Here is a 24,932-nt window from a genome sequence, read left to right as displayed (position 1 = left end):
CGATCTTCCGCAGGGTCGCGAAGGAGCGGGTGAAGTCGCGCTGCACCAGCACGTGGCGGAAGCCGAAGCCGCAGCAGTCGAACCAGGTCGAGTAGTCGGCGACCTTCGCTCCCAGCGCCTCCAGCAGCGAGGTCATGATCGCGGTGCGCTGGCCGCCGTAGATCTCCTCGTCGTAGATGGCGTCCTCGGCCACCAGCTTGTAGTAGTGGCAGGCGGGATGGACCACGCAGGTGATGTTCGAGAGGTCGAACACGGTGCGCTTCCTGATCTCGTGGCGCATCACGTGGATCCACTCGCTGTAGTGGATCATCTCCTCGGGCATCACCAGCGGCTTGCCCATCCGGGCGAGGATGTCGCGCACCTGGGCGCGCATCTCCGGATGCCGCACCAGCTCCTCGCGCACCTCCTTGTAGTGCCCGTAGCTGGTGCCGCAGTGGATCACCGGGTAGAAGCCGGTGGCGTACGCCGCCGCGAAGTTGCGCATCGCCACCGCGGCCTGGGCGGGCGCGTTCGAGGTGGCCGAGGCGTAGTAGTTCCAGGCGGTGCAGGAGGTCTGGTCGCGGGGGTCGTTGTACTCGGTCCCCAGCTCGCGGTTCAGCCAGAAGATCGCCGTCGAGTAGCCGGGGATGTGGCCGCACTGGCCGCAGCTCTTGTGATGCCAGGTGTGCCGGTTGGGGATCTTCTTGACCCGGCCGTACTTGGTGGTCACCTCGGTGTGGTCGTCGGGCACGCGCTGGACGATCCACTCGCCCTCCGCCTCCAGCTTGAGGATCTCCTCGCGGATGTCCTCGATGGGGGCGAGGTCGGGGTTGCGGGTGAAGCTGCGGGCGTGGACCACCTCGAGCGGGATGGTGCCCGCGGTCAGCGCCGAGGGAGCGCTGGGACCGCCGCGGTTCGGGTCAGGGGACGACAATGTCGTGGTCCTCCAGCAGCTCTTCCATGACGTCGTTGAGGATCATGTGGAGGCCCTCGTCCACCGCCTTGATCATGTCCAGGACCCCGGTCATGTGCCAGATCAGGTACAGCTCGACCAGGGTCTCGTCGTTGATCTCCCACGCGGTGGTGGTGGTGTGCAGCGTCTCCGGGGGCAGCGCCCGACGCCACAGGTCCAGGTTGTTGGAGACCTCCTGCACCTCCGGCCCCCAGTCGGGGAAGGCCTCGGGCTGGAGCATGTCGGGGGACACCTGGGTGCCCGTCGACATGATCTTGTAGACCACCCGCTCGCCGCCCTCGAGCGCCTGCTTGGCAGAGCGCAGGCCGCTGGTGACGGCGACCTCGCGCATGATCGTGATCAGCCCCCCCGGCGAGTTGCCCCGGGGGCAGCGGTCGCAGCTGAAGCACTGCGAGCAGTTCCAGACGTCGACGTTGACGTGCTCCCAGAAGGTGTCCAGGTCCTCCCGGCAGACCGTCTGGGTGATCTTCCGCGGGCTGAAGTCGTAGAACCGCGCGGAGGGGCAGGCGGCCACGCAGATGCCGCACTCGTAGCAGCCGTGGACGTAGTCGTGGAAACGGGTGTCGGCCACGACCTTGGCGAAGATCTCGGCCTTGAGCTCCGGCGTCGCCTGGGGCGCGACCGGGACGGTCATCAGAAGCAGACCACCGCCGATGCCTTCGCCGCCAGGCTGTTGAACGCCGCGCCCCCGATCATCTTCACGCCGTCGATCAGCTCCTCGTAGTCGAGGCCGTTGAGGTCGAGGCTGGGCTGGCAGCAGAGCAGCTCGACGCCGAGGTCGCGGGCCTGGTCGATGAAGTGGCTGAGCGGCGCCCCGGTGCCGTCCTTCTTGACGTAGAGGGTCTCGGCGACCCCCTTCTTCAGCAGGGTCGGGCCGTTGATCGTGAAGTAGATCTTCACGTCCCACTCCATCGCCGCCGCGGTGGCGGCGAGGAAGAACGGGGTGGCGGCACGCTGCGGGGTGTCCACCCCGCTCGACTGCACGTAGACGACGCGCTTGTTCTCGTCGTCGTCGGCCATGGGCATCAGCCCTCCCGGCGGATCCAGAACTTGTAGACCCTGCCGTCCTTCTCCATGCGGACGAGCTCGTTGCCCGTCTCGTCACACCACGCGTGCATGTCGGGGTCGCTGCCCGGATCGTCGGCGAGCATGAGCAGGGTCTGTCCCGAATCCATCCTTCGCACCGCCTTCGACACCTCGATGACGGGGATGGGGCACAGCTTGCCCAGGCAGTCGAGCGTGACGTCGGCCGTCTCGGAACCCACAGAGATGTCCTCCTCGCTGGTCGCAGTATTCGCCGCGGACGATGGCGATGTCGTCCCCCGGCCCGGGTGATTTTCCCCCGGAGGCGGGGGACCCCGCACCCCGCTACCGGTGGGAGACGACGATGAGGAAGCAGACCAGGAAGACCAGCAGCACCACCGCGACCACCGAGACCTCGAGCAGGCCGCGGCGCCGCCAGACCGCCAGCCGGCTGTCGAGGGCGGCGGCCATCACCTCGCCGCAGAGCGGGCAGGCGCTGAGGCCCACCCGCACCGGGGTGGCGCAGCGCGGGCAGGCGCTCGGGGGACGGCGCTGCGGCAGCCGCAGGCCGCGCAGCAGCTGAAGGATCGGAGCCACCAGCCCCGCTGCTCTGGCGGACATCAGAGCAGCCCGCTGAGCCGCCGGCGGTGGATTGCCAGCCCCCAGAGGCAGAGGGCGGCGAGCACCGCACAGCCCCAGGCGCCGTAGCCGAACACCAGCCAGTCGCGGTACGGCACCCCGGCGAGCACCAGGGCCGGCGCCGGCACCGTCGCCACGCTCCCCGGCACCAGCCCGGCGGGCGCGTGGGTCGCCCCGAAGCCGGAGGCGGCGCCGCCCCCCCCGGTGCTGCCGAAGTCGAGCCCCGACCCGATGGTCAGGCCGCCGCCGAGGCCGTCGCCGCCGAGGCTGCCGGTGCCGGGGAGGAGCCCCAGGTCGGGGACCGGCGGCTGGGCGGCGAGGCTCTGCACCGCGTGGCCGAGGTGGAGGCTGAAGCCGTTGTTCGCGAAGGAGTTGGTGGAGGCGAACTGGCAGGTCGAGGTCGGTCCGGGAGGCGGCGGCACCGGCTTGGGGGCGGCGGGCAGCGCCGGCGGCGGGGGCAGGTTGCTCCCCGGATAGCAGGCCTGGGGGATCGGCAACCCGGCGGCCTGGAGGTAGTCGAGCGGGTTCTGCAGCTGGACGAAGTCGAGCCCCGGCCCGGTCAGCTCCTGGGCGACGGGGTTGAGCCCGAACCCCTTCGCCGGGTCGGTGACCACGCTCGAGCTCACCACCGAGCAGCTGAGCCGGAAGCCGAAGGCGCCGAGGCTGAACTGCTGGCCGCCGGGCACCATGCTCGGTGCGGCGGTGTTGATCTGGCTGGCGACCTGGTTGCAGTTGGAGCTGTCGACGTCGCCGTAGTCCTTGCCCATGACGGTGAGGTGGAGGAAGCGGGTCTGCTCGGCTCGCACCGGCGGCTTCGCCTGCCCCAGGGTGGCGGCGGCGAGGTCGAGCACCAGGCCGTCGGCGTGGACGGTGCCGCCGAGGGCGTCGATGCTCCCGAACACCACCTGGTTGTGGGCCCGGGGGATGCCGTCCGAGCCGGAGTGGAACTGGGACAGGGTGGTGACCCCGGAGGTGCCCAGGATCGACGACGAGGCGATCGCGCGGTCGACACCCGCGGTGGGACGGTGGAAGTAGGCGAGCAGCGCCCGGGCCTGCCGCAGCCGCGCCAGGTAGCCCGGCTGCGCCTGGGTCGGAGGTGAGACGTCGAAGGCGGCGAGGTGCGCCTCGGCGCTGGCGTCGGGGGTGGCGTCGGCGTGGGCGACCCCGTCACCCAGGGTGATCTGCCTCGGCGGCGCCTGGGGGCACGCCGGCGGGGCCAGCGCCACCGACTTCGGCTGCGCCGCCCCGGGCTCGCAGGGGAAGGCGGTGCGGGCGTCGCGGGACTTGGCGCTGTCCGACGTGGCCCGGGCGAAGAAGGCGTCGACCGGGAATTTCTGGATCTGGTCGCAGTAGGGCGAGAAGGTGCTGATCAGGCACGCCGCCGTCGGGTAGTTGTCGAGGAACAGCCCGAGCTCGGCGGGGGTCGCCGTCGCCGTCGCCGACGGGTTGCTGTCCGCCGAGGTCGCGGCGTAGGGGAAGGACTCGACGAAGGCCTGGTCGAAGGTGGGGTGGTACTGGCCGGGGACGAGGTGGAACTCGAGGCCGGCGCTGCTGCCGCTGTAGGCGATGACGCTCGGCGGCGCCGCCACCGGGGTGGGTCGGAGGTCGGGCTGATACCCGGCGAGCGCCCCGGTGGGCGCGAGCACGGTGGCGGCGGCGAGCGCGAGGCCGGCCAGGCCGACCCCCCCGGACAGTGCGGTCAGTCCTCTGCGGGCCATCACCACGTCTCCCTCTGCTCCGGGCGCTGACGCCCGATGTGGGGGGCCTCCCCCGACCCCCGGATCATCCGCCGGATCCACTCGTCGACGTCCACGCCGGCGGCCCGGGCCTGCTCCTCGATGCGCCGCTTCTCCGGCGCCTCGAGGTGGAGCAGCACCTCGGCCACCGCCGGCCACCGCCGGCCATCCCCCGCGCCTCGCGTCCCCGAGCGGCGGCCTCCCGCCACCGCAGGCTCGCCACTGCGCGCCCCCTCGGGCGCCCGCGCCAGCAGCTCGCGGCCCAAGTATGCGTTCTCGAGCAGCTCCGGCCTGCGGCGCAGCTCGTCGGCGGTGCCGCTGAAGGCGACCCGGCCCTTCTCCAGGACCAGGGCACGGCCGGCGGCGGCGAGGGCGAGATCGGTGTACTGCTCGACGAGGACGACGGCGATGCCGCCGGCGGCGATCCGGCCGAGGATCTCGTAGATCCGGCGGGTGACCAGCGGCGCCAGCCCCAGCGACAGCTCGTCGACCAGCAGGAGGCGGGGCCGGCCCATCAGGGCGCGGCCGATCCCGGCCATCTGCTGCTCGCCGCCGCTGAGCCGGCCGGCGGCGACGTCGAGGCGCTGGCCGAGCTCGGGGAACCAGCCCAGCACCTCGGCGAGGCGGCCCGCCGCCTCCGGCTGCGGCAGGGGGGCGGCGCCCACCAGCAGGTTCTCACGCACCGTGAGCCCGCCGAACAGCCGCCGCCCCTCCGGCACCAGGGCGATGCCGTGGCGGGCGGCGCGGTCGGCGGCCCAGCGGTCGATCCGGGTGCCGTCCCACCAGAGGTGGCCGCTGCGCTGGCGGATGCCACGGGCGAGGGTCCGCAGCAGCGTGCTCTTGCCCGCCCCGTTGGCGCCGAGGACGGCGAGGCACTCGCCCACGCCGACCTCGAGGCTGCACTCCTGGAGCGCGATCACGCCGCCGTAGGCGACCTCCAGCCGCTCAGCGCGAAGCACCGCCGCCTCCCCGGAGAGCCTCGGGCGACCCCCACTCCGGCCCCGGCGGGCGCGGGCCCGGACGGTCCGCGACCGGCGCGGACGCCGCTGCGGCCGGGGCGGGGGCGGCGGTGACGGCGGGGAGCGGCTCGCCGGCCTCGCGGCCGAGGTAGGCGGCGATCACCACCGGGTCGCGCCGGATCTCCGCGGGGGTGCCCTCGGCGATCAGCCGCCCGAAGTCGAGCACGTAGATGTAGTCGGCGATGTCGAGCACCATCTGGACGTCGTGCTCGACCAGCAGGATGCCGAGCCCGAGCACCTCGCGGATCCGCAGCAGCAGCCGGCCGAGGGAGGCCGACTCCGACGGGCCGGCACCGGCCGCGGGCTCGTCGAGGAGCAGGCAGCGCGGCCGCAGGCAGAGCGCGGCGGCGATGTCGACGAGCCGCTGCCGGCCGCCGGGCAGGTCGGTCACCTGCCGCTCGAGCTCGTCCTCGACGCCGAGGAAGCCGGCGGCGGCGGTCACCCGCTCGGCCGCCGGGGCCGTGGCCGTGCCCGGCCGCCGGCTGCTCTCGCTGATCCGGGCCATCAGCATCAGGTTCTCACGCACCGTGAGCCCCTCGAAGAGGTCGACGCCCTGGAGGGTGCGGGCCAGCCCCAGCCGGGCGCGGCGGTGGGCGCTGTGGGGGGCCAGGTCGCGGCCCTCGAAGAGCACCTCCCCCCGCTGCACCGGGGTCAGGCCGCTGATGACGTTGAGCAGGGTGGTCTTGCCCGCCCCGTTGGGGCCGATGACCGCGGCGATCTCGCCGGCGTCGACCCCGCAGGTCACCCCGTCGAGGGCCTGGACCCCGCCGTAGCGGACCCCGACCCCGCGGGCCTCAAGCAGGAACATTGCGGGTGATCTCCGAGGTGGCGGCGAGGGGCCGCGGCGACGGCCACAGCCTGCGCGGCAGCCGTCCCGACAGGCCGGCGAGCTGCTCGCGCCCGATCAGCACCAGCAGCAGCCCCACCCCGGCGACCAGGTTGGTGGCGTTGGGGCCGATGCTGCTGTCGGCGAAGTGCCGGGTCAGCTCGGGGGGCATCCAGCCGTAGAGCAGCCCGGCGGCGAGCGCCGCGGCGACGCTGCGCTGGCCGGCGATGACCACCAGCCCGAGCAGGAAGATCGACTGCAGCGGATGGAAGGGGGCGGGGCCGACGCTCTGCAGCTCGAGGGCGTAGAGCACGCCGGCGAGCCCGGCGAGAGCGGCGCTCAGCGAGAAGGCCAGCAACTTGGTGCTGACCAGGTCGATGCCGCGGACGCTGGCCCCGACCTCGGTGGTGCGCAGCGCGATCATCCGGCGGCCCAGCGACGAGCGGCGCAGGCCGGCAACCAGCAGGCAGCAGCCCACCAGCACGCCGAGCAGCAGGTAGTAGAGGGTGTGCTCGGAGGTGAGGTCGAGGCCGCCGAGCACCGGGCGGGCCACGTTCACGCCGTTCTGGCTCCCGGTGAGCGTGGAGTTGTTGAAGACCGCGTCCTGCATCACCTGGGCGAAGCCGAGGGTGACCACCGCCAGGTAGACGCCGCGCAGGCGCAGCGCGGGCAGCCCCACCACGACGCTGACCGCGGCGGCGGCGAGCACCGCGACCGGGCCGGCGAGGTACAGCGGCAGCCCCACCCCCGGGGCCATCAGCCGGGCGGCGACGAAGGCCCCGACCCCCATGAAGGTGACCTGGGCCAGCGAGGTCTGGCCGGTCCAGCCGGTGAGCACCACCACGCTGAGGGCGGCGACCGCGAAGATCAGCGCGAGCGACATCGAGAGCAGCCGGGCCGAGCCGAGCATCGAGGGCATCGTCGCCGCGGCGGCGGTGAAGGCGGCGAGGGCGGCGAGCGAGCCGGTCTGGCGGCGGCTCACGCCCGCTCCACCACCAGCCCGCCCCGCCGCTGGAGCAGCAGCACGGCGAGGATGAACACGAACACGGCGACGTCGGCGCTTCCCTGGGTGGTGGGAAAGAACTCCTGGGCGAAGGTCACCAGCTCGCCGAGGATCAGCCCGCCGACCAGCGCCCCGGAGAGGCTGTCGATGCGGCCGAGCAGGGTCGCGCCCAGCGCCTGCAGGGCGATCAGGGTCAGCAGGAACGGGGCGACGGTGCGGATCACCGGGCCGAGCAGGATGCCGCCGCCGAGGGCGATCGCCACCCCCAGCATCCAGCTGCCCACGGTCACCAGCCGGACGTTCACGCCCTGCAGGGCCGCAACCTCGGGGTCGGCGGCGACCGCGCGCATGTGCAGCCCCAGGCGGGTGGAGGTGAGCAGCCGGTTGAGCAGCACCGCCGAGCCGGCGGCGACGGCGAGCACCACCAGCCCGTCCAGGGGCACGGTGATCCCGAGCAGGCTCACGCTGTCCGGCGACACCAGCGGCGGCGCCGAGCGGGGCACGTTGCCGAAGACGATCCCCACCACGCTCTGCACCACCAGCAGCACGCCGAGGCTCGACACCAGCTTCACCGTCGGGCTGGCGCGGCGCAGCGGCCAGCCGATGAGCTGGCCGATGCCGAGGCCGAGGGCGGCGCCGAGCGCCACCACCGCGACCACCGCCACCGGGGTGGGAAGGCCGTGCTCGCGAAGCGCGATGTAGGTGAAGGCACCGAGCGTCGCCATCCCGCCCTGGGCGAGGTTGAGGGTGCGGGTGGTCCTGTAGATGGCCACCACCCCCATGGCGAGCAGCCCGTACACCGCCCCCTGGATCAGCCCGAGGACGGCGTCGGTGGCGTACGTCGCGAGCGACGCCGCGACCGGGAGGATCACGGCGGGCAATGCCAGCTGTGGTCGTTCCAGTGCAGCGAGCCGCCGCTGATGGTCACGAACTGGGCGCAGCGGTGGGGGGCGTGCCCCGGGTAGTCGGGATCGACGCCGGGGCGCAGGTCGAGCGGCGGGGTGAGCCCCAGGTCGAGGTTGGTGATGCCGTTCAGCGCCTGGATGATCGCCGCCTGGTCGGCGTGGAGGTCGGCGGACAGGGGGAGGCTGTCGACCACCCGGGCGAAGAGCTGGGCGCCCAGCCAGCCCTGCTCCAGGACCGAGTCGGGCGACGTCCCCGGGAAGTAGTGCTCGACGGTGCTGAGCAGGCTGGCCGCGGCCCCGCCCGCCTCGTAGGGGAGGAAGGGCGACAGCGCCACCGAACCGTCCTGCTCGCCGCCGGGCTGCCCGAACTGGGCCGCGTAGCGGCGGTCGTAGCCGATCTCGTAGTTCACCCACTTGGGGTGGTAGTTGATGCTCTGCGCCGCCTGGACGAAGCGGTCGCCGCAGCCGATGTCGCAGAACCACATCATCAGGTCGACCTTGTCGGCGGCGAACTTCTGGACGATCTGGTCGTACTGCGAGGCGGAGGGGTCGACGGTCTGGACGGACACGTTGCTGTAGCCGAGCTTCTTGAACTGCCCGACCGCTCCCGCCTCGGCGGCGGTGAGCTGCGAGACGTTGTAGCCGAAGATCCCCGGATGGGTGAAGGCGACGTGGTCCTTGGCGTACTGGGCCATGATCGCCCCCGCGTCCTTGATGGGCACGTCGACGCTCACCTGGTTGGGGAACTTGAAGGCGGTCTCCTCGTAGGGGTCGATGCCGATCAGCGGAACCGCCTGACCGCCGTTGTCGGCCCCCGGGCCGGCGAGGTAGGGGTCGATGGTGTCCTGCCCGAACGGCGAGACCATCGAGACGATGGCGAGCACGTGGTCGTCGGCCACCAGCTGCTTGGCGTCGGCGAGCGCGCTGGTGTTGCTGGTGGCGTCGTCGAGCACCTGGTACTGCACCCGGCAGCCGTGCACGCCGCCGTGGGCGTTGGCGTCCTGGAAGTAGGCGCTGGCGGCGTTCTTGGCCTCGGGGAACTGGAAGAAGCCCGACAGCGAGACGATGCTGCCCAGGGTCATCACCCCGTTGGGGAAGGGGCAGACCGAGGGGGCGACCGCGTTGGGTACGGCCGGCCGCCGGGCCGGGGGGGCGCCGCCGCCGGCCACGGGGGCGGTGCCCCGGGTGACGCCGCCCCCGGAGGTGACCGAGCTGGCCGCGCCCCCCGGCGCCTGCTGGGAGGCGCCCGACGCGCCCGCCGCCGGCCCGGTGTCGGGCAGCGGGGCGGAGCCGGTGGCGCCACCGCCCTGGACGTTGGCGGCGACGCTGGTCTGCTCGCGGGTGGTGAGGGCGTGGTAGAGGCCCGCGCCGAAGCCGACGGTGAGCACGATGGCGAGCACCGCGGCCGCGATGAACAGCTTCTCGACCCGGGTCAGCAGCATCCCGTCGTCTCCTCGCCCCCTCCCCCACGGATTTGTGTGCGAATCTACCGCTTTAAGGAGAGGGACGCCGTCCCCCCTCGGGGTGAGCGCCGCTCACCCACCCCGGGGACGTTGGACGCGATCGCCTCGCACCGATGCCCCCCGCCCAATTCTTGACCTGGCCGGTCTGGTATGTCAAATATGACCGGTGTCAGCCCAGCGAGACCGCGGTGACCCGTCCGTCGTTGCCGACCGCGTAGACGCTGCCGCCGCCGACCGCGAGCGGGCTGCGCACCCCGCTCCTCAGGGTGAGCTTCTGCAGCACCCTGCCGCTGCTGGCGTCGAGGGCGAGCAGCTGACCCTGCTCGTCGGCGGTGATCACCCGCGAGCCCACCAGCACCGGCGGCGCCAGGGTGGTGCCCAGCTGCACCGCCCAGAGCTCGCGGCCGGTGGCGAGGTCGAGGCGGTGGAGCTTGTGGAAGCTGCGGTCGAGGACGAGGACGCCGTCGCCGGCGGGCAGCGGCGCCGCGACCACGCCCGACGCGATGGTGGTGGTCCACAGCACCCTCCCGCCGCCCGCGTCGAAGGCGTCGGCGCCGCCGATGGTCCCGACCATCACCCTGCCGCCGCTGAGCACCGGGGCGGTCAGCGGCAGCCCGGTGGTGGCCGTCCTCCAGAGCTGGCGGCCGGCGCCGCTCACCGCCTGCATCCCGTTGTCCCAGGCGGCGACGTAGCTGGTGTCGCCGTCGGCGGCCGGCGGCCCCGGCGTGAAGGCGGCGAGGGGGGCGAGCGAGCTGGCCCTGGCGTTGCCGGCGTCGATGGCGTAGAGCCCCCACCGGATCGCCCCGGACTCGGCGCGACCGCCGACCAGCTCGAACCGCGAGCCGGTGGAGAGCAGGCCGCCGGCCGAGGCCGAGGGGATGTCGAGCCCCTTGCCCGCGAGGTCGTGGGCGGTCATCGAGACCACGTGGAGGATGGCGTGGACGCCGCTGGTGGGCTGGTCGGGCCGCGACTCCACGACCCCGACCGAGCAGCCGCTCACCGCCGGCGGGCCGACGTTGTTGCCCCTCTGGTCGGGGGTCGACCAGTGCCAGCGCTCGATTCCGTCGGCGGGTGACAGGTCGGCGACCCCGCCCTGCTGCCCGACGAGCAGGTCGTCGCCCACCAGCACCGCGCCCCCCGAGGCCTTCCCCGGGCGGGTCCAGCGCACCGCCAGGGTGCCGCTGCCGCCGGCGCCCTGGCCGGAGTGGGCGGCGTCGCCCTGGAGCTGCCCCCAGACCGGGGAGCCGCAGGAGGAGCCCCGGGAGATGATGAGGAGGGTGGCGATGACGGCGACGGCGACCACGACGATCGCGGCGCCGATGGCCGCGGTGACGCGCGCGGGGAGCGGCAGGCGCCGCCGGCCAGGCATGGTGGGGCAGTGTAGGGGCCGCGGCAGGCTGCCGGAGGGGGAAGGCTGGCTACCCGAAGAGCCGGCGGGCGGCGGCGAGGGCGGCGCCGACCGCGACCGCCGCCTCCGGGTCCACCGCACCGGGCGGCAGCGGGGCATCGAGCCGCCGGCCCTCGAGGACGGCGGCGAGCCGGGCGGCGGCGGCGCGGCCCTCGGGGCGCTCGGCGGTCACCCCGGCCACGGCCCCGCCGCGCACCGTCACCAGCACCACGACCCGCCGCGGCCGGCTCAGCACCACCCGGACCAGGCCGCAGCCGGCGCGCACCTTCCAGCAGCCGGAGGCCGCCGCCGGCGCGCCCCCGGGGACGCGGCGCAGCCAGCGCTCCACCCCGGGCAGGGCGGCCGTCTCCGCGGCGGTGAGGTGGCCGGGGAGCAGCCGGGTCTGGCACGCCTCCTCGACGGCCTCCCGCAGCGCCACCGCCACCGCGCCGGCTCCGGGGACGGCGCCGGTGGCCTGACGCACCGATCCCATCTGGGCGCGCAGCTCCTCCGCCATCAGCCGGCGTACCGCCCCCGAGGGCAGGCGCAGCGCCGCGAGGAAGAGGTCGGGGTCGAAGTCGGCGAGCACGTTGCCGCCGAAGACCGAGGCCTCGCCCACGCTGGCGGCGCCGCTGCCGCAGAGCTTGCGACCCGTCCCGGTGACGTCGGTCCCGGGGCCGACCTCCGCGGGCACGCCGAGCCGGGCGTAGGCGGCCACCGCGGGGCCGAGGCACCAGCGCAACGCCCCGGCGTCGGGCAGCGGGAGGCGGCGGCGGTGGACCACGAGCACGTAGAAGGTCTGCGCCGGGGTGATCAGCACGGTGCCCCCGCCCAGCCGGCGGCGCACCACCGGCAGGCCGATGCGGCGGAGCGCCGCGGGCGAGGGCGCCGGGCCGAGGGCATGCTGGCCGACGCAGAGGTAGGAGCGGTCGGGCCGCACCAGCACCACGGTGTCGGGGCTGTCCTCGCCGAAGCAGGCGGCGACGGCGTGGTGGACGCTCTGCGAGCGGATCCAGGGCACCGTGCCCAGGTCCAGCAGCCGCATCGTGGTCGACCCGTGCCGGCGGCGCACAATCCCCGCCGAACCCGTCATCAACGGAGGTCGGCGGTGCGCAGACCACCACCCCCAGGTGCCACCCGCGAGCACCTCGCCAACGAGCGCACCCTGCTCGCCTGGATCCGCACCGGGGTCACCCTGATCGCCCTGGGGTTCGCGATGGCCCGCTTCGGCGCCTTCGTCGACGAGCGGTCGGCGTCGGCGACGAGCCTGGGCGTCCCCACCCTGATCGGCGTCGCCCTCGTCGGCGCCGGGGTGGCCGCGACCGCCCTCAGCCTGCTGCGCTTCGTCCGGGCCCGGGCGCAGATCGGCGCCGGCCGCTTCCGGGCCGAGCTCTGGCCCGAGGGGCTGCTCGCGCTGCTCACCGCGGCGCTGGGGGTGGGCGTGGTCACCTACCTGCTGCTGCGGGGCTGAGGGTCAGCCGCCGGCGAGCCGCTCGAGGACCTCGAAGACCTCGAGGACGTCGCCGGTCCGGCCCACCGAGTAGCGGAGGTTGGCGAGCCGCACCATCCCGGCGGCGTCGAGGATGAAGGCGGCGCGGCGGGCCCGGCGCTGCTCCGCGTCCCAGACCCCGAAGGCGCGGGCCGCCTCGCCGGTGGGGTCGGAGAGCAGCGGGAAGGGCTCGCCGAGCTTCCCCGCCCACTCCGCCAGCCGCTCCGGGGGGTCGGCGCTGATCGCCACCACCCGGGCGCCGAGCGCCTCCAGCGACTCCGCCTCGGCGGCGAAGGTGACCAGCTGCTGCCGGCAGTCCGGGGTGGCCGCCTCGAGGTAGAAGAGCAGCACGGTGGTGGTGCCGGCGAGGTCGTCCCGGCCCAGGGTTCCACCGCCCGCGACCGCGCAGCGAAAGTCGGGTGCCGGCTGGTCGAGCACGGCGGGAGTGTAGCCCGACGGGTGCCGGTCCCTACAATCCGTCACATGCGGTCTCTCCCTCGCCGGCTCCGGCTCCTGGCAACCCTGCTCGTCGCCGGTGCGACGGCGAGCGTCGCCGGGGGGGCGCTGCGGCGCCGCGCCGGCACCGCCGCGGAGGTGGTCGACGCCGACGACCCCCGCCTCGACGTGCGCCTGGCCGCGCCGGCGGTGGTGCGCGGGTCGGTGACCGTCAGCCTGCTCCGCTACCCGGTCGCCAAGCCGTTCTGCGAGCGCATCGAGGAGCTGGCACGGCGGGACGGCGCCGACGCCCTGGTCATGGACATGAGCTCGCTCTCCAAGGCGACGCCGCGGGCCGGCCTCTACGCGATGGGCCGGCTCCGAAACCTGCCGCTGCGCCGCATCGCCCTGCTCCGCGGCAACCGGTTCATGCGCGCCTTCGCCTCGACGGTGCTCACCCTCGGGCGCTTCCCCGAGTTCCGCTTCTTCGACAGCGAGGAGACGGCGGTGGAGTGGGCGTCGGCCCGCACCACCGGCTGACCGGAGCCGCCGGGAGGCACTCTCCGGCGGGGTGAGCCCTCGGCGTCACCCGGCGTCACCCCGTCGGGTGAAATTTCCGGAAAACCTGCAATTTGCCGTGTACATCACCCTCGCGGTGATACACGCTCTCCCCGTCCCGGGTCTTACGGGTCAGGGCCGTCAGGTCCGCCGGTGAGGAGGAGAGTGGGTGAAGCGAGGATGGTGCCGCGTTCCGTCGCCGCTCGCCCCGGCCGGTGAGCGCGACCGACGGTGCCGCACCCGGCTCTCTCGAAGCGCCGCCTCGACTGCGCCGCGGTCTTCCTGATAATGTCGATCCAGTTTATCAACTTTGCGGGGAGGTAGCGACAGGGACGAACTCGAGCGCACTCGACGTGTTGGGGAATTCTGAAGAACCGCTCACCGGTGGCTCTCGACGGGGGTACGACGCGGACCGGGGCGGCCATAACGCGGATTGGACGGAAGGCGAATGAGGATACGACGAGCACTCTTGGCAGGCGGGGGTGCGGCGCTTCTGGTCCCCTCGGCCCTGGTGGCGACGAGCACGGTCATCCCGGACCTGCTCAGTCACTCCTCGGCGGTGAAGGTGGTCAGGAGCGTTTCCCCCGTTGAGACCCCCGGAGGGGTCAAGAACGTCATCAACTACACGGTGCAGACCCAGCCGAAGGCGGTGGCGCGTCCCGCCCTCGCGGCGGCGGCAGCCCCGGTGGCCACGACGGTGAAGAACAGCCCGGCCGGCACCAGCTGCCCGGGGGCCGGTGCAGGTCACGAGTACCTGGTGGTGTGGGCCGGCAAGATGAACGCCGGTGACCTCACCGGCAAGGACGCGCTGATCTTCGCCAACGGCGGCGCGGTGAACCCGCAGTCGATCCGGGACGTCCTCCCCCAGGAGACGCTTCCCGGACAGGACATGATCGCCACCATCGACGCCGAGCGCGGGTGCAACACCTACGGCAACGTGGTCAACGTGGCCATCGTGCCCGGCGCTGACGGGGTCGAGAACGAGCCGCACCACATGCAGTACGTCTGGTTCCCGGGGCAGCCGCTCTGGGCCGGTGGGCTGTTCACCTCGCGGCTCTTCACCTGGGACACCAGCGCGCTCCCGAAGGTGACCCTGATCAGCACCCAGGAGCCCTTCGCCACCCCGGGTGGCTCGATCTGGGACGCCTTCGACGCGCTGCCCGACGGCACCGCCTATGGCACCCTGATGGGCGGCCCGCTCAACGTCTACGGGATGACCCCGGGCGAGGTGGTGCACATCGGCTCCAAGGGCCAGATCCTGGGTGAGTTCCCGGCGACCGCGGCGGAGGGCCTGCCCCCCACCGACGTCAACGGCCTGCCCACCTGCCCCGACCTGGGCAGCTGCGCCAACCCGCACGGCATCCAGGCCCGCGCCGACCTGCACACGCTGGTCACCTCGGACTACGCCGAGCCGGCGCGCCTGGTCGAGGATCCGGGCAAGCCGGAGAACTACAACGTGTTCCGGCGGACGGTGCGCGTCTGGGACATCAGCGACACCAACCATCCCAAGATCACCAAGGTCGACGTGATGCCGAAGGGTCCGCGTGACGACGCCAACCCGGGTCACCAGGAGAACCTGGGGATCATGGAGGTCGGCAAGACCTGGGACTATCCGCTGCCCAACGGGAAGGTGCCCAAGGGCTTCTTCTCCGAGAGCATGTGCGGCGGCGCCATCTTCTACACCCCGGACATCACCGCCACCGCGACCAATCCCTGGCACGAGGTCTTCGACTCCACCGCCGCGGTGTTCTCGAGCAAGGACCAGACCGCGTACAGCGGCCAGGTGGCCAACGGCGGACCCAACTCGCAGATCACCGAGGGCGGCGGCTGCAACGGCGCGGCGTGGATCAACGTCTCGCCCGACAACCGCTTCGTCTTCCACTCGGTGAACGGCCGCTACACCAACCAGAACGACTTCGCCGACGCCGGCAGCCCGAAGATGGTGTACGTCGTCAATGTCGAGCGGCTGCTCGAGGCCGGGACCGGCTACAACTGCAACGTCAACAACATCCGCGCGGTGATGGACCCGAGCCAGGGCGGGGCCGACTGCCCGACCGTGGCCGGCATCGTGCCCGTCAACGACACCAGCACCGGCGGCCCCCACTGGGGCAGCTTCGACAACTTCACCCTGACCCCGGTCAACATCAACGGCTTCAACGACACCCATGGGCTCACCCGGATGGCGTTCGCGAACTACTTCGTGGCGCGCACCGGCGTGGACGGCAACCACAAGCTCTGCGTGGTGAACGTGAACCCGGTGACCGGTGACGTCTCCTACGACAACGCCTTCATCGACGAGAAGGAGGGCACGCCCTGCGTCAACTTCAACCGGCACTCCTGGCCGGGTGGGGCGACCACGGGCTACTACAAGCCGCACTCCATGCTCTTCGTGGAGAACAGCCCGCCACAGACCGGAGCCACCAGGGACGCCGCCGGCAACGTGACCGGCTACTGGGGCTCGGAGATCAACGGCGGCCAGAACACCGGCGGCTTCCCCTACTCCCAGTAGGCGCGGAGACCGCTCACCACGGCTGAATGACGGGGGCCGGAACGTCCGGCCCCCTTTCTTCGCCCGGGGTCCGCCGGTGCACCGATGTCGCCGCCCTGATGCCCATGCCCCACCGCCACCGCCTCGCGCTCCTCCCCCGGCCGGCCCGGCTGCTGCTCGCCGCCCTCGCCGCCGTGGTGGGGGCGCTGCTGCCCACCGCCGCCGCGGCGCATCCCTACCTGGTGAGCGCCGAGCCCGCCGCCGGGGCCACCCTGCACGCGTCCCCCGAGCAGGTCACGATCCTCTACACCGAGGGCCTCGACGCGCCCTACTGCTCGGTGGTGCTGGTGGCGCCCGACGGCAGCGAGCGCACCATGCCGGTGACCGCCTCGGGGACGCGGCTCACCGCGGCGCCGCCGGCGCTCGGGCCGGGCACCTGGGTGGTGCGCTGGACGGTGGTCGGCGAGGACGGCCACCGGGTGGTCGGCGACTTCGCCTTCAACGTGCAGCGGGCCTCGGGCAACCCCGCCGCCCTCGCCGCCGCCGCCGGCCCGCCCGGCTACGACACCGCCAGCGACGTCAGCCCGGTCGAGCTGGTGGGCCGCGCCCTGCTGGCGGTGCTCACCGTGCTGCTCTGCGGCCTGCTCGTCCTCGGCTTCGTGATCCTCCCCTCCGACCCCGCCCTGCGCGCCGCCGCCGGCCGGCGGCTGGCCCGGCTGCGCACCGCGGTGTGGACGCTGCAGGTGGGGGTCGCCGCCGGCCTCGCCGGCGTGCTGGTCGGCGAGTACGGGGCCTCGGCGCTGCCCAGCGCGCTCACCGGCAAGCTGGTCCTGCTCCGGCTCCTGCTCACCCTGGCGCTGGCCCCGGCGGTCTTCGATGGCGGGGCCCTGGCCGCGGGCCGGTCGCCGTCCCGGCGCACCGGCGCCTACGGCGTGGCGGTGGCCGGCGCGCTGCTCGGCGCCCTCGCCCTCTCCGGGCACGCCCTCGCCGAGGCCGACCGCGTCCCCCAGCTCACCGTGCTCGGCGTCCACCTGCTCGCCGTCAGCATCTGGGTGGGCGCGATCGCCGCCGTGGTCGCCGCCTCGGGCCGGGGAGCGCGGCGCCTCGCCCCGCCGGTGGCGGTGAGCGTCGCCGTGATGCTCATGACCGGCCTCTACAACGCCCACGTCAACCTCCGGTCGCTCGCCGAGCTGGCGAGCTCGACCTACGGCCGGGTGCTCGACGTCAAGGTGGGCCTGGTGGTGGCGATGGTGGCCGCGGGCCTGCTCGCCAGCCGGCGGATCGGCGGCCGCCGCGTCCGCGCCGCGGAGGCCGCGGTCGCGGTGGCGGTGCTGACGATGGCGGGGGTGCTGGCCCAGACCCCCAATCCGGTCTCGTTCCCCTTCCCCTCGCAGCTCCACGCCCGGCCGGCGGGGACGCCCCTGCTCGCCGCCTCGAACGGCACCCACCTGCTCCCGCTCACCGTCGCCCCCGGGGTGGTCGGCGCCAACCGGATCATCGCCGGGGTCGACCGCACCGACGGCAACGACCTGCCGGTCCCGGTCGACGGCGTCGACGGCATCGAGGTGGCCGCCAGCTGCCCCTGCCCCGGCGGCGCCCGGCAGGTGACGATGCGGCGGCTGCCGGGCAGCCCCTGGTTCACCGGCGAGGTGGTGCTCGCCAGCCCCGGCACCTGGACGCTGACGGTGCGACCCCGGGTGGCCGGGATCCTGGAGGACGCCGCCGCCGAGAGCGCCGACATCCAGCCCGCGGCGGCGCCCGACCAGGTGCTGGTGGGGGTCGCCGCCGACCTGTCGGGACCCGGGGGCCGGGCCTGCCAGGACCGCGCCGTGGGCCTCCAGGCGGCTGCGGTCGAGGCCAACCAGGGGGCGCTGCTGGGCGGCGACACCGTGCGCGTGATCGCCGCCGACACCGGCGCGGAGGGTGTGGCGGCGGCGGTCGAACGGCTGCGGGCGATCCACGTCGCCGCCCTCGCGGTGCCCTGCGGCGACGAGACCACCACCGCGGCGGTGGTGGCCGCGGCCCGGCACGCCGGCCTGCCGGTGGTGGGAGTCCCCGAGGAGCTCGCCGCCGCGCCGCTGGCCTGGACCACCGGGCTGCGCGCCGCCGGCGAGGGCGCGGCGCTCGCCGACCAGGCCGCCTCGCACCACGCCCTGAGCGCGATGCTGCTCACCGGTCACGAGCTCCACGACCGCCGCGAGACCGACGCGACCGCGGCCCGCCTCGACGTCCTCGGCATCCCCACCCGGCGCCTCGCCGTCGACGCCGAGCCGCCCGCCACCCTGGCCGAGCGGGTCCGGGCGCTCAACCCGGGGACGGTGATCCTGCTCGCCTCGCCGGAGGCGGCGCTGCCCGTGATCCGCGCCCTCGGCGACCTCGCCCCCGCCTGGTCGCCGCTCTCCGGGGCGCTCGCCGCCTCCGGGCTGATGTCGAACTCGCTGGCCAGCGCCGGCGGCGAGTGGGTGGTGAAGGGGCGGATCGGCTTCGTCAGCGAGGTCGATCCCGACGACACCGCGGCGATCGCCTACGCCGGCCGGCTCGAGCAGTGGTACGGCGGCCGCCGCCCCTCCTTCGACGGGGTGCGCGGGTACATCGCGGGCTGGGTGATGAACAATGCGCTCCGCGGCGCCGGCCAGGACCGCTCGGCGCAGAACCTGGTCGGTACCCTCGAGACCCGGTTCGCCGACTTCGCCTTCGGCTCCTCGTACCGGCTGCGGTGGGGGAGCGGCGGCGGCGGCGCCGGTCAGCTCGCCGTCTTCACCACCGTGTTCATCAACCCCCTCACCCAGCTCGGCGCGGCCCCCTCGACGAGCCACGCCGGCATCTTCCTCAAGGCGGGCGCCTATGTGCGCCTCAGCCCCTACGCACAGGTGCAGAGCTGATGCCATCCAGCCTCCCCCCCACCCCCGCCCTCCGGGCCACCAGCGCCCCCGCCCTCCGGGCCGCGGTCGCGCTCGCCGCCGGGCTGCTCCTCGCCCTCAGCGGATGCGGCGAGAGCCCGGCGGCGGGCACGCCCACCGCCACCGCGGCGGCGGCGCCGGTTCAGGCCTGCACCGCGCCCTCGATCACCGAGACCGGCTTCGTGCCCGACCCGGCGCACTCCGGCCCGCTGTCGGTGGGCGGGTACAGCCCCAACGGCGACATGCAGGCGGCCCTGGTCTTCTTCCACTTCGAGAACGGCGTCCGCCAGGTGTTCACCAACCTGCCGGCCACGGCCGCGGCGACGTCGCCACCGGGGGCGGCCGGCCCGCAGACCCCCGCCCACGACCAGCTGATCACCTGCGACGCCATCGAGTTCGCCGCCGCGGACGGCGCCCAGGGCTTCCTCGGCGCCTTCCGCCAGCTGCGCCGCGACGCCAAGCAGCAGGAGGTCGCCGCGCCGGCGGTCGGCGACACCCGTGCCGCCTTCAGCGACCAGGGGCAGGACTTCGCCGGCTACCCGATCCACGGGGCGAGCGGGGCCGAGATCGCCGCCACCCGGGGGAACCGCTTCTACTCGGTCTCGGTCTTCGGCCCCTCCCCCACCCTGCAGACCGCCACCGCGATCCTCCAGAGCATGCTCGGGCCGGCCCGATGACGCGGCGGACGCGCGCCCTGGGGGGCGGCGGCGGCCTGCTGCTCGCCGCCGCGCTGCTCGCGGGCTGCGACGGCAGCGGCACCGCCGCGTCCCCGGGCTCGGCCTCGGCGTTGCCGGCGACGCGGGCCCCCGCCTCGGGAGCGGCCACCCCGTCCGGACCCGCGCCCACCCCGGGCATCAACACCCGGCCGCCGGGAGAGCTCGACGCCACCGCCTGCCGGGCGCTGATCATCGACTTCGACGAGCGCCTGTCCCAGGCCTATGCCGCCGGCGACCCCGGCCACCTCGACACCTTCCTGGCCGGGGTCGAGCTGACCGGCCACAGGGCGACCATCCAGCAGCTCAACTCCCGGCACCTGCGCAACATCTTCCACGTCCAGTTCGACTCGCTCTCGATCACCTCGAGCAGCCCGCAGCGGGTGGTCTTCAACCTCACCGACCACACCACCGACAACCACTTCGTCGACACCACCACCAACCAGGTGGTCGACCAGGGGCTGCCGGGGCCGGCGACGCAGGCGTTCACGATCTTCCTCGACTACAACCCCCAGAACCAGACCTGGTACTGGACCAGCGGCGTCGACAACAAGCGGTGAACCGGGCCGCCCTGCTGCTCGCCGCCGCGCTGCTGCTGATCGGCTGCGGCACGCCGGCCGCGGCGCCCACGCCGACGGCGACGCCGCCCCCCGCCGGACCCTCCCCGGCGGCGTCAGCGCACCGCCTGGTGCCCCGCCCCGCCCTCCGCCTCTACGCCTCGATGACGACCGACAGCGCACACCGCGACGTGCTGCTCTTCGGCGGCGGCACCCAGGCCGGCGACCTCGACGACACCTGGACCTGGGCGGACGGCCGCTGGACCCAGTCCGAGGCGTTCCCGGTGCCGCCCCCGCGAGGCCTCGCCGGTCTCGCCGAGGACGGCGCCGGGCGGGTGGTGCTCTTCGGGGGCGAGCAGGGCGGCGCCCGCACCCTCGACGACACCTGGATCTGGGACGGGACCGCCTGGACCCGGGCGGCCGCCGCCCCCGGCCCGTCGCGCCGCAGCGCGGTGGCGATGGGGTACGACGCCGGCTCCCGCCAGGTGCTGCTCTTCGGCGGCGCCGGGGTCGACGGGCGCACCGCCGACACCTGGCTGTTCGCCGCCGGCCGCTGGGCCGAGGCACGGCCGCCGGCGTCGCCCCCGGCGCGTTCGGCGGCGGCGATGGCCTACGACCCGGTCCGCGGGCAGCTGCTGCTGTTCGGCGGGGCGGGCGCGAGCGGCGACCTCGGGGACACCTGGGCATGGGCGTCGGGGAGCTGGCATCCCCTCCATCCCGCAACGTCGCCCACACCCCGCAGCGGTGCGGCGATGGCCTGGGACGCGTCCACGGGCAGGATCGTCCTCTTCGGCGGGGTCGTCGCCGGGCAGCCGCAGAACGACACCTGGCTGTGGGACGGCAGCGACTGGGCGGCGGCGGCCCCCCCCGGGCCGCCTCCGGCGCGCGCCTTCCCCGCGGTCGCCGCCGATCCGTCGAGCGGGACGGTGCTGCTCTTCGGCGGCCAGGGCACCGCCGGTGCGCTCGGCGACGCCTGGGTCTGGCGATCGGGGACCTGGGGAACGACACCATTGTGAGGAAATGCCTCAGAATCTCGATCAGCAGCCGCCATCCGAATCACGCTTCGCTGCCCCGGGGTGCACCGCACGCGATCGAGGCAGGCTGTCCCCAATCGGTCCCGAAGGCGGAGGGTCCACCATTGGCCAGGGCAGTGGTCGCGTTCGCGACCTCCCTCTCGATGCTCGCGATCGCGGGCCCCGTGGGCGTCTCCGCGGCGGCGCTGACGCCCCCCGCGCCCCAGACCGAGGAGCTGACGCCCTGGAGCGTGATCCCCGTCACCGCCGGCTCGGCCGAGCGCAGCGCCGTCGCCCACCGTCCCGCGGGCGTCAACCCGCAGCCCTCGGCGCGGCAGGGGAGCGCCGGGCCGCCGCCCTCGGAGAGCCGCGTCGGCAGGGGTGACGGGGTGAACCTCGACCCCCTCGGCACCTGCATCAGCTGCACCAGCGCCAGCGCCGGGAAGGACTCCTCGGCGTCGGACTCGCGTGAGCTCAAGGTCGCCGACGAGTCCATCTCCGAGGGCCAGGGCCCGGCCAACGGCTACACCGGGGGCAGCGCGCTCTCGCTGCCGCCGAACTCGCTGCTCGCGGTGGCGCTCGGCTACTACCAGCTGGACAACCATGCCGACCACGGCTCGTCGGAGGCCCACTCGCACGCCACCTTCGCCGACCTCCGCCTGGTCGACGGCTCGGTGGCGAGCGTCGCCATCCTGCAGTCGCACAGCAACGCGAGCCACAGCGCGGCCGGCGGGGTGCACCGCGACGCCAGCTCCAGCGCGCTGAACCTCGGTCTGAACGGCGGCCAGATGGCGGTCGTCGTGCTCCACTCCGACTCCTCGAGCAGCGCTCCCGGGCACGTGTACCTGGTCCAGGTCAACGACCGCGAGGTGGCCTCGGCCGAGCAGCTCGGCGGCGCGACGCCGCTGGTCATCCCCCGGGTCGCCACCATCAGCCTGCTCCGCAACGGCCCCGACGGCGCCGTCGTCGGCGGCGTCCAGGACGGCAGCTCCAACCAGGCCGCCGGCGTCGTCGCCACCTCGGCAAACGCCCCGACCGATCAGCACTGAGGAGAGCTCGCTCGGGCTGCTCCGTCCCCTGTGTCGCTCCGAGGGCGCGGTGGGCCGGGCGACGGCGCCCGGCGGGGACGGCGGCGATCGCTTCGCGATCGACTCGCCTCGGATCTCGCGCCTGGGGTATGGCGCTCGATACGCCCCGCCGGGCGCCATCGCCCGTCCCCCCGCTGCGTCGGGTGACACGCCGTCGATCACGGCTCGCAGGGGCTGAGAGGGTTCATCCACACTGCGCGACAGGAGACGTACCGGTCACCAGGAGGCGATAGATGAGCCGGAGCACCCTGGTGCTCACCTTCCTGGCCGGCCTGGTGATGATCGTCGCGGCGGTCGGCACCCGGCGGGTGCTCACCCTGGCGCTGGCGCTGATCGGGCTGCTGGGGGCGATGCTGCTGCCGCTCACGCCGGTGGGCGGACGGCTGGAGCCGGCGGCGGTCGGGATCGCCCTCGCGATCGCGGCACTGGGGGTGGTGGTGGTGGACGGGTGGGGGGGGCAGCTGTTCCTCGCCCCGCTGGCGACCACCGGGCTGGCCGCCTACGCCACCGCCTGGTTCGCCGGCGACCAGGGGCAGCCGCTGGTCATCGCCGTCACCTACGCGCTGGCGCTGGCGCTGATCCTGGGGGCGCTGGTGGGCGCGGTGTGCGCGGTGCAGCGGCGCGGTGAGGTGGTCGCGGTGGTCAGCCTGGGGGTGGCGGCGGTGCTCGACGCCGCCGTCTTCCGCAGCCACGCGATCGGCGGGACCCGGCGGCTCACCCCCGCCGTCTCCCAGCCGCTGCGGATGGGCGGCTACCAGGTCGAGGCCGGCGTGGTGCTCTACTACGGCCTGCTCCTTCTCCTGGTGGTCTGCGTCCTGGCCGTGCTGGTGCTCCGCGAGTCGCGCTTCGCCACGCTGCTGCGGGCGGCGGCGGCGGGGGAGAACCCGGCCGAGGTGCGCGGCATCGACGTCACCGCCACCCGCTTCGCCGCGTACCTGATCGCCGCCGTGCTCGGCGCGCTGGCGGGCTGCGCCCTGGCGCTGTACTCCGGGAGGGTGGGCCCGGAGAGCTTCTCGGTCGCCCGGTCGCTGCTGCTCGTCGGCCTGGTGCTGCTGCTCGGGCGCGGGCGGGTGGTCGCCGCCCTCGCCGCCGGGGCGGCGGCCGGCGCCCTCCCCGAGGTGATGGCCCGGTACCGCCCGCTCGCCGGGTACCGGCCCGCCCACCTCGATCTCGCCGTCGGGGCGCTGCTGCTCGCGACCGTGGTCGGCGGCGAGCTGCTCGGCGGCCCCCGCGCCCGCGCCCTGCTCGAGCGTCAGCCGCTCAGGAGGAGCGGTGACCGTTCCCGGCGGCCGGCGCCTCCGCGTCCCCGGTGGGCTCCTCGCCGCTGATGTCGTCGACGTCGAAGAGACGGCTCTTGCGGATGTCCTCGCCCTCGATCCGCATCAGGTCGTCGCGGCCGATCGAGCCCCCGGCGCTGATCAGCCGGCTCGCCTGGCGGAGCCGCGCCCGCTCCAGCCCGTTGCGCACGCTGCGCCCGTTGGCGAAGCGCGGCTGGCGCATCCGCCGCTCCATCAGCTCGCGGAAGGAGCTCTCACCGTCCTCGCTGAGGCGGTAGTTCTGGCGCTCGAGGATCAGCCCGGCGATCCCCATCAGCTCGTCGATGGTGTAGTCGGGGAAGTCGATGTGGTGGGCGATCCGCGAGCTCATCCCGGGATTGCTCTGGAAGAACGTGTCCATCCGGTCCTTGTAGCCGGCCAGGATGACGACGATGTCGTCGCGCTGGTTCTCCATCACCTGGAGGAGGATCTCGATGGTCTCCTGCCCGTAGTCGCGCTCGTTCTCCTGCCGGTACAGGTAGTAGGCCTCGTCGATGAAGAGCACCCCGCCCATCGCCCGCTTCAACACCTCGCGGGTCTTGGGCGCGGTGTGGCCGATGTACTGGCCGACGAGGTCGTCGCGGGTGACCGTGACCAGGTGCCCCTTGCCCAGGTACCCGAGCCGGTGGAGCACCTCGGCCATGCGCATCGCGATCGTGGTCTTGCCCGTCCCCGGGCTGCCGGTGAAGCACATGTGCAGCGTGGGCCGCTCGGAGTCGAGCCCGTAGTTGCGACGCATCCGGTCGACCAGCAGCAGCGAGGCGACCTCGCGGATGCGCGTCTTCACCGGCACCAGGCCGATCAGCTCGCGGTCGAGCTGCTCGAGCACGTCGAAGACCTGTGAGCCCCGGAGCTCGGCCTCGAGGTCGACGAGGTCGTTCTCGCCGAGCCGCGGCGGCGCCTTCTCCTCGTCCGGCGCGGGCAGGGACGGAGGTCCCTGCCGCGCGCCGCCGCGAGGCATCTGGAAGGACGGAGGCTGATCGCTCATCCCTGCCTACTTCTGGTAGCGCTCACCCGCGGGGCGGTCGAGCGCGTACGGATGCAGGGTGTAGCGGATCTGGCGGTCGTGGCTCTCCTGCCGCTCGAGCCGGAAGCCGGGCTCGTTGTCGGGCCGCTGGACGATGTACTGGAGCGCGGTGGTCTGCCGGCCGAGGGTGGCGTCGTAGGCGTTCACCCGGACGTACTTCTGGGGGTTGGCCTCACGGCAGCGGTTGATCTCGAGCAGGATCGCGGCCGGGTCCTTCATGTCGAACATCGGCAGCCCCCACATGTCCCACAGGAAGTTGCGGGGATGGGGATCGTCGGTGTACTCGACGGAGACGGCCCAGCCCTGGTCCAGGCAGTACTGCACCTGCAGCTTGATCTGATCGTCGGTCAGCGGCGGCAGGTAGGAGAAGGTTCCCTGGGTGACGTACATGTTCG

General features: G+C 73.8%; 25 protein-coding genes. 9 read left to right on the top strand and 16 right to left on the bottom strand.

Translation table 11 applies throughout. The features are described 5' to 3' along the window. From VGL20_09085 to VGL20_09025, 13 genes are all read right to left on the bottom strand, one after another. Positions 1-838 (bottom strand): heterodisulfide reductase-related iron-sulfur binding cluster (locus VGL20_09085; GenBank protein ID HEY2703831.1); only part of this gene is annotated, 838 nt, incomplete at its 3' end. Between the two features lie 61 nt (positions 839-899). Then, complete coding sequence (locus VGL20_09080) at positions 900-1,586, bottom strand: 4Fe-4S dicluster domain-containing protein (protein HEY2703830.1); 687 nt, start codon at positions 1,584-1,586, stop codon at positions 900-902. Next, entirely contained in the window at positions 1,586-1,972 is a 387-nt protein-coding gene (locus VGL20_09075; protein ID HEY2703829.1) for a DsrE/DsrF/DrsH-like family protein, read from the bottom strand. Before VGL20_09075 ends, VGL20_09080 begins: the two co-directional genes overlap by 1 nt. A gap of 5 nt (positions 1,973-1,977) precedes the next feature. After that, positions 1,978-2,217 (bottom strand): sulfurtransferase TusA family protein, encoded by a 240-nt coding sequence (locus tag VGL20_09070; GenBank protein ID HEY2703828.1) that lies wholly within the window; start codon positions 2,215-2,217, stop codon positions 1,978-1,980. A gap of 103 nt (positions 2,218-2,320) precedes the next feature. Further along, positions 2,321-2,572, bottom strand: a complete 252-nt coding sequence (locus VGL20_09065; protein HEY2703827.1) for a hypothetical protein — start codon at positions 2,570-2,572, stop codon at positions 2,321-2,323. 23 nt (positions 2,573-2,595) lie between these two features. After that, positions 2,596-4,332 (bottom strand): hypothetical protein, encoded by a 1,737-nt coding sequence (locus VGL20_09060; GenBank protein HEY2703826.1) that lies wholly within the window; start codon positions 4,330-4,332, stop codon positions 2,596-2,598. Then, positions 4,332-5,309 carry an ABC transporter ATP-binding protein gene (locus tag VGL20_09055; GenBank protein ID HEY2703825.1) on the bottom strand — a complete coding sequence of 326 codons (978 nt, stop codon included), beginning with the start codon at positions 5,307-5,309 and terminating at the stop codon, positions 4,332-4,334. Before VGL20_09055 ends, VGL20_09060 begins: the two co-directional genes overlap by 1 nt. Then, a complete protein-coding gene (locus tag VGL20_09050) occupies positions 5,296-6,177 on the bottom strand; it encodes an ATP-binding cassette domain-containing protein (protein HEY2703824.1) in 882 nt (293 codons plus the stop codon). Before VGL20_09050 ends, VGL20_09055 begins: the two co-directional genes overlap by 14 nt. Then, complete coding sequence (locus tag VGL20_09045) at positions 6,164-7,177, bottom strand: branched-chain amino acid ABC transporter permease (GenBank protein ID HEY2703823.1); 1,014 nt, start codon at positions 7,175-7,177, stop codon at positions 6,164-6,166. Before VGL20_09045 ends, VGL20_09050 begins: the two co-directional genes overlap by 14 nt. After that, positions 7,174-8,070 (bottom strand): branched-chain amino acid ABC transporter permease, encoded by an 897-nt coding sequence (locus VGL20_09040; protein HEY2703822.1) that lies wholly within the window; start codon positions 8,068-8,070, stop codon positions 7,174-7,176. The genes VGL20_09045 and VGL20_09040 overlap by 4 nt, the downstream gene beginning before the upstream one ends. Continuing rightward, on the bottom strand, positions 8,067-9,545 hold the full coding sequence (locus VGL20_09035; protein ID HEY2703821.1) for an ABC transporter substrate-binding protein: 1,479 nt from the start codon (positions 9,543-9,545) through the stop codon (positions 8,067-8,069). The genes VGL20_09040 and VGL20_09035 overlap by 4 nt, the downstream gene beginning before the upstream one ends. Before the next feature lie 190 nt (positions 9,546-9,735). After that, positions 9,736-10,935, bottom strand: a complete 1,200-nt coding sequence (locus VGL20_09030; GenBank protein ID HEY2703820.1) for a PQQ-binding-like beta-propeller repeat protein — start codon at positions 10,933-10,935, stop codon at positions 9,736-9,738. A gap of 49 nt (positions 10,936-10,984) precedes the next feature. Beyond that, entirely contained in the window at positions 10,985-11,998 is a 1,014-nt protein-coding gene (locus VGL20_09025; protein ID HEY2703819.1) for a hypothetical protein, read from the bottom strand. 63 nt (positions 11,999-12,061) lie between these two features. Between VGL20_09025 and VGL20_09020 the strand changes: the two genes are divergently transcribed. After that, positions 12,062-12,424: a DUF202 domain-containing protein gene (locus tag VGL20_09020; GenBank protein ID HEY2703818.1), complete on the top strand. Its 363-nt coding sequence runs from the start codon at positions 12,062-12,064 to the stop codon at positions 12,422-12,424. A 3-nt stretch (positions 12,425-12,427) separates the two neighbouring features. On the opposite strand, the gene VGL20_09015 is transcribed toward VGL20_09020, so the two are convergent. Beyond that, positions 12,428-12,880 carry a redoxin domain-containing protein gene (locus VGL20_09015; protein ID HEY2703817.1) on the bottom strand — a complete coding sequence of 151 codons (453 nt, stop codon included), beginning with the start codon at positions 12,878-12,880 and terminating at the stop codon, positions 12,428-12,430. A 45-nt stretch (positions 12,881-12,925) separates the two neighbouring features. On the opposite strand from VGL20_09015, the gene VGL20_09010 reads away from it, so the two are divergent. The 8 genes from VGL20_09010 (at position 12,926) to VGL20_08975 (ending at position 23,522) form a co-directional block, all read left to right on the top strand. After that, a complete protein-coding gene (locus tag VGL20_09010; protein HEY2703816.1) occupies positions 12,926-13,417 on the top strand; it encodes a hypothetical protein in 492 nt (163 codons plus the stop codon). Positions 13,418-13,946: 529 nt separating this feature from the next. Continuing rightward, positions 13,947-15,944, top strand: a complete 1,998-nt coding sequence (locus VGL20_09005; protein ID HEY2703815.1) for a hypothetical protein — start codon at positions 13,947-13,949, stop codon at positions 15,942-15,944. A gap of 98 nt (positions 15,945-16,042) precedes the next feature. Then, positions 16,043-18,805, top strand: a complete 2,763-nt coding sequence (locus VGL20_09000) for a copper resistance protein CopC (GenBank protein ID HEY2703814.1) — start codon at positions 16,043-16,045, stop codon at positions 18,803-18,805. Further along, a complete protein-coding gene (locus VGL20_08995; GenBank protein HEY2703813.1) occupies positions 18,805-19,500 on the top strand; it encodes a hypothetical protein in 696 nt (231 codons plus the stop codon). Before VGL20_09000 ends, VGL20_08995 begins: the two co-directional genes overlap by 1 nt. Then, complete coding sequence (locus VGL20_08990; protein HEY2703812.1) at positions 19,497-20,096, top strand: hypothetical protein; 600 nt, start codon at positions 19,497-19,499, stop codon at positions 20,094-20,096. The genes VGL20_08995 and VGL20_08990 overlap by 4 nt, the downstream gene beginning before the upstream one ends. Continuing rightward, positions 20,093-21,109, top strand: a complete 1,017-nt coding sequence (locus tag VGL20_08985; GenBank protein HEY2703811.1) for a kelch repeat-containing protein — start codon at positions 20,093-20,095, stop codon at positions 21,107-21,109. The genes VGL20_08990 and VGL20_08985 overlap by 4 nt, the downstream gene beginning before the upstream one ends. A 122-nt stretch (positions 21,110-21,231) precedes the next feature. Next, positions 21,232-22,155 carry a hypothetical protein gene (locus VGL20_08980; protein ID HEY2703810.1) on the top strand — a complete coding sequence of 308 codons (924 nt, stop codon included), beginning with the start codon at positions 21,232-21,234 and terminating at the stop codon, positions 22,153-22,155. A 272-nt stretch (positions 22,156-22,427) separates the two neighbouring features. Beyond that, on the top strand, positions 22,428-23,522 hold the full coding sequence (locus VGL20_08975) for a hypothetical protein (protein ID HEY2703809.1): 1,095 nt from the start codon (positions 22,428-22,430) through the stop codon (positions 23,520-23,522). Here VGL20_08975 and cbbX read toward each other — a convergent pair. Further along, positions 23,455-24,471, bottom strand: a complete 1,017-nt coding sequence (cbbX, locus tag VGL20_08970) for a CbbX protein (protein ID HEY2703808.1) — start codon at positions 24,469-24,471, stop codon at positions 23,455-23,457. The genes VGL20_08975 and cbbX overlap by 68 nt on opposite strands. A gap of 33 nt (positions 24,472-24,504) precedes the next feature. Continuing rightward, entirely contained in the window at positions 24,505-24,927 is a 423-nt protein-coding gene (locus tag VGL20_08965) for a ribulose bisphosphate carboxylase small subunit (protein HEY2703807.1), read from the bottom strand. Positions 24,928-24,932 lie beyond the last annotated feature (5 nt).

The sequence above is a fragment of the Candidatus Dormiibacterota bacterium genome (genome assembly GCA_036495095.1).
Classification (GTDB): Bacteria; Chloroflexota; Dormibacteria; order Aeolococcales; family Aeolococcaceae; genus CF-96.
This window is presented reverse-complemented; position numbering and strand designations above follow the sequence as displayed.

Excerpts from the sequence above, each read along its gene's own strand:
- VGL20_09080 (HEY2703830.1), bottom strand. The coding sequence starts at position 1,586 with ATGACCGTCCCGGTCGCGCCCCAGGCGACGCCGGAGCTCAAGGCCGAG.
- VGL20_09075 (HEY2703829.1), bottom strand. The coding sequence starts at position 1,972 with ATGGCCGACGACGACGAGAACAAGCGCGTCGTCTACGTGCAGTCGAGC.
- VGL20_09060 (HEY2703826.1), bottom strand. The coding sequence starts at position 4,332 with ATGGCCCGCAGAGGACTGACCGCACTGTCCGGGGGGGTCGGCCTGGCC.
- VGL20_09050 (HEY2703824.1), bottom strand. The coding sequence starts at position 6,177 with ATGTTCCTGCTTGAGGCCCGCGGGGTCGGGGTCCGCTACGGCGGGGTC.
- VGL20_09035 (HEY2703821.1), bottom strand. The coding sequence starts at position 9,545 with ATGCTGCTGACCCGGGTCGAGAAGCTGTTCATCGCGGCCGCGGTGCTC.
- VGL20_09030 (HEY2703820.1), bottom strand. The coding sequence starts at position 10,935 with ATGCCTGGCCGGCGGCGCCTGCCGCTCCCCGCGCGCGTCACCGCGGCC.
- VGL20_09025 (HEY2703819.1), bottom strand. The coding sequence starts at position 11,998 with ATGCGGCTGCTGGACCTGGGCACGGTGCCCTGGATCCGCTCGCAGAGC.
- VGL20_09010 (HEY2703816.1), top strand. The coding sequence starts at position 12,926 with ATGCGGTCTCTCCCTCGCCGGCTCCGGCTCCTGGCAACCCTGCTCGTC.
- VGL20_09000 (HEY2703814.1), top strand. The coding sequence starts at position 16,043 with ATGCCCATGCCCCACCGCCACCGCCTCGCGCTCCTCCCCCGGCCGGCC.
- VGL20_08995 (HEY2703813.1), top strand. The coding sequence starts at position 18,805 with ATGCCATCCAGCCTCCCCCCCACCCCCGCCCTCCGGGCCACCAGCGCC.
- VGL20_08990 (HEY2703812.1), top strand. The coding sequence starts at position 19,497 with ATGACGCGGCGGACGCGCGCCCTGGGGGGCGGCGGCGGCCTGCTGCTC.
- VGL20_08975 (HEY2703809.1), top strand. The coding sequence starts at position 22,428 with ATGAGCCGGAGCACCCTGGTGCTCACCTTCCTGGCCGGCCTGGTGATG.
- cbbX (HEY2703808.1), bottom strand. The coding sequence starts at position 24,471 with ATGCCTCGCGGCGGCGCGCGGCAGGGACCTCCGTCCCTGCCCGCGCCG.
- VGL20_08965 (HEY2703807.1), bottom strand. The coding sequence starts at position 24,927 with ATGTACGTCACCCAGGGAACCTTCTCCTACCTGCCGCCGCTGACCGAC.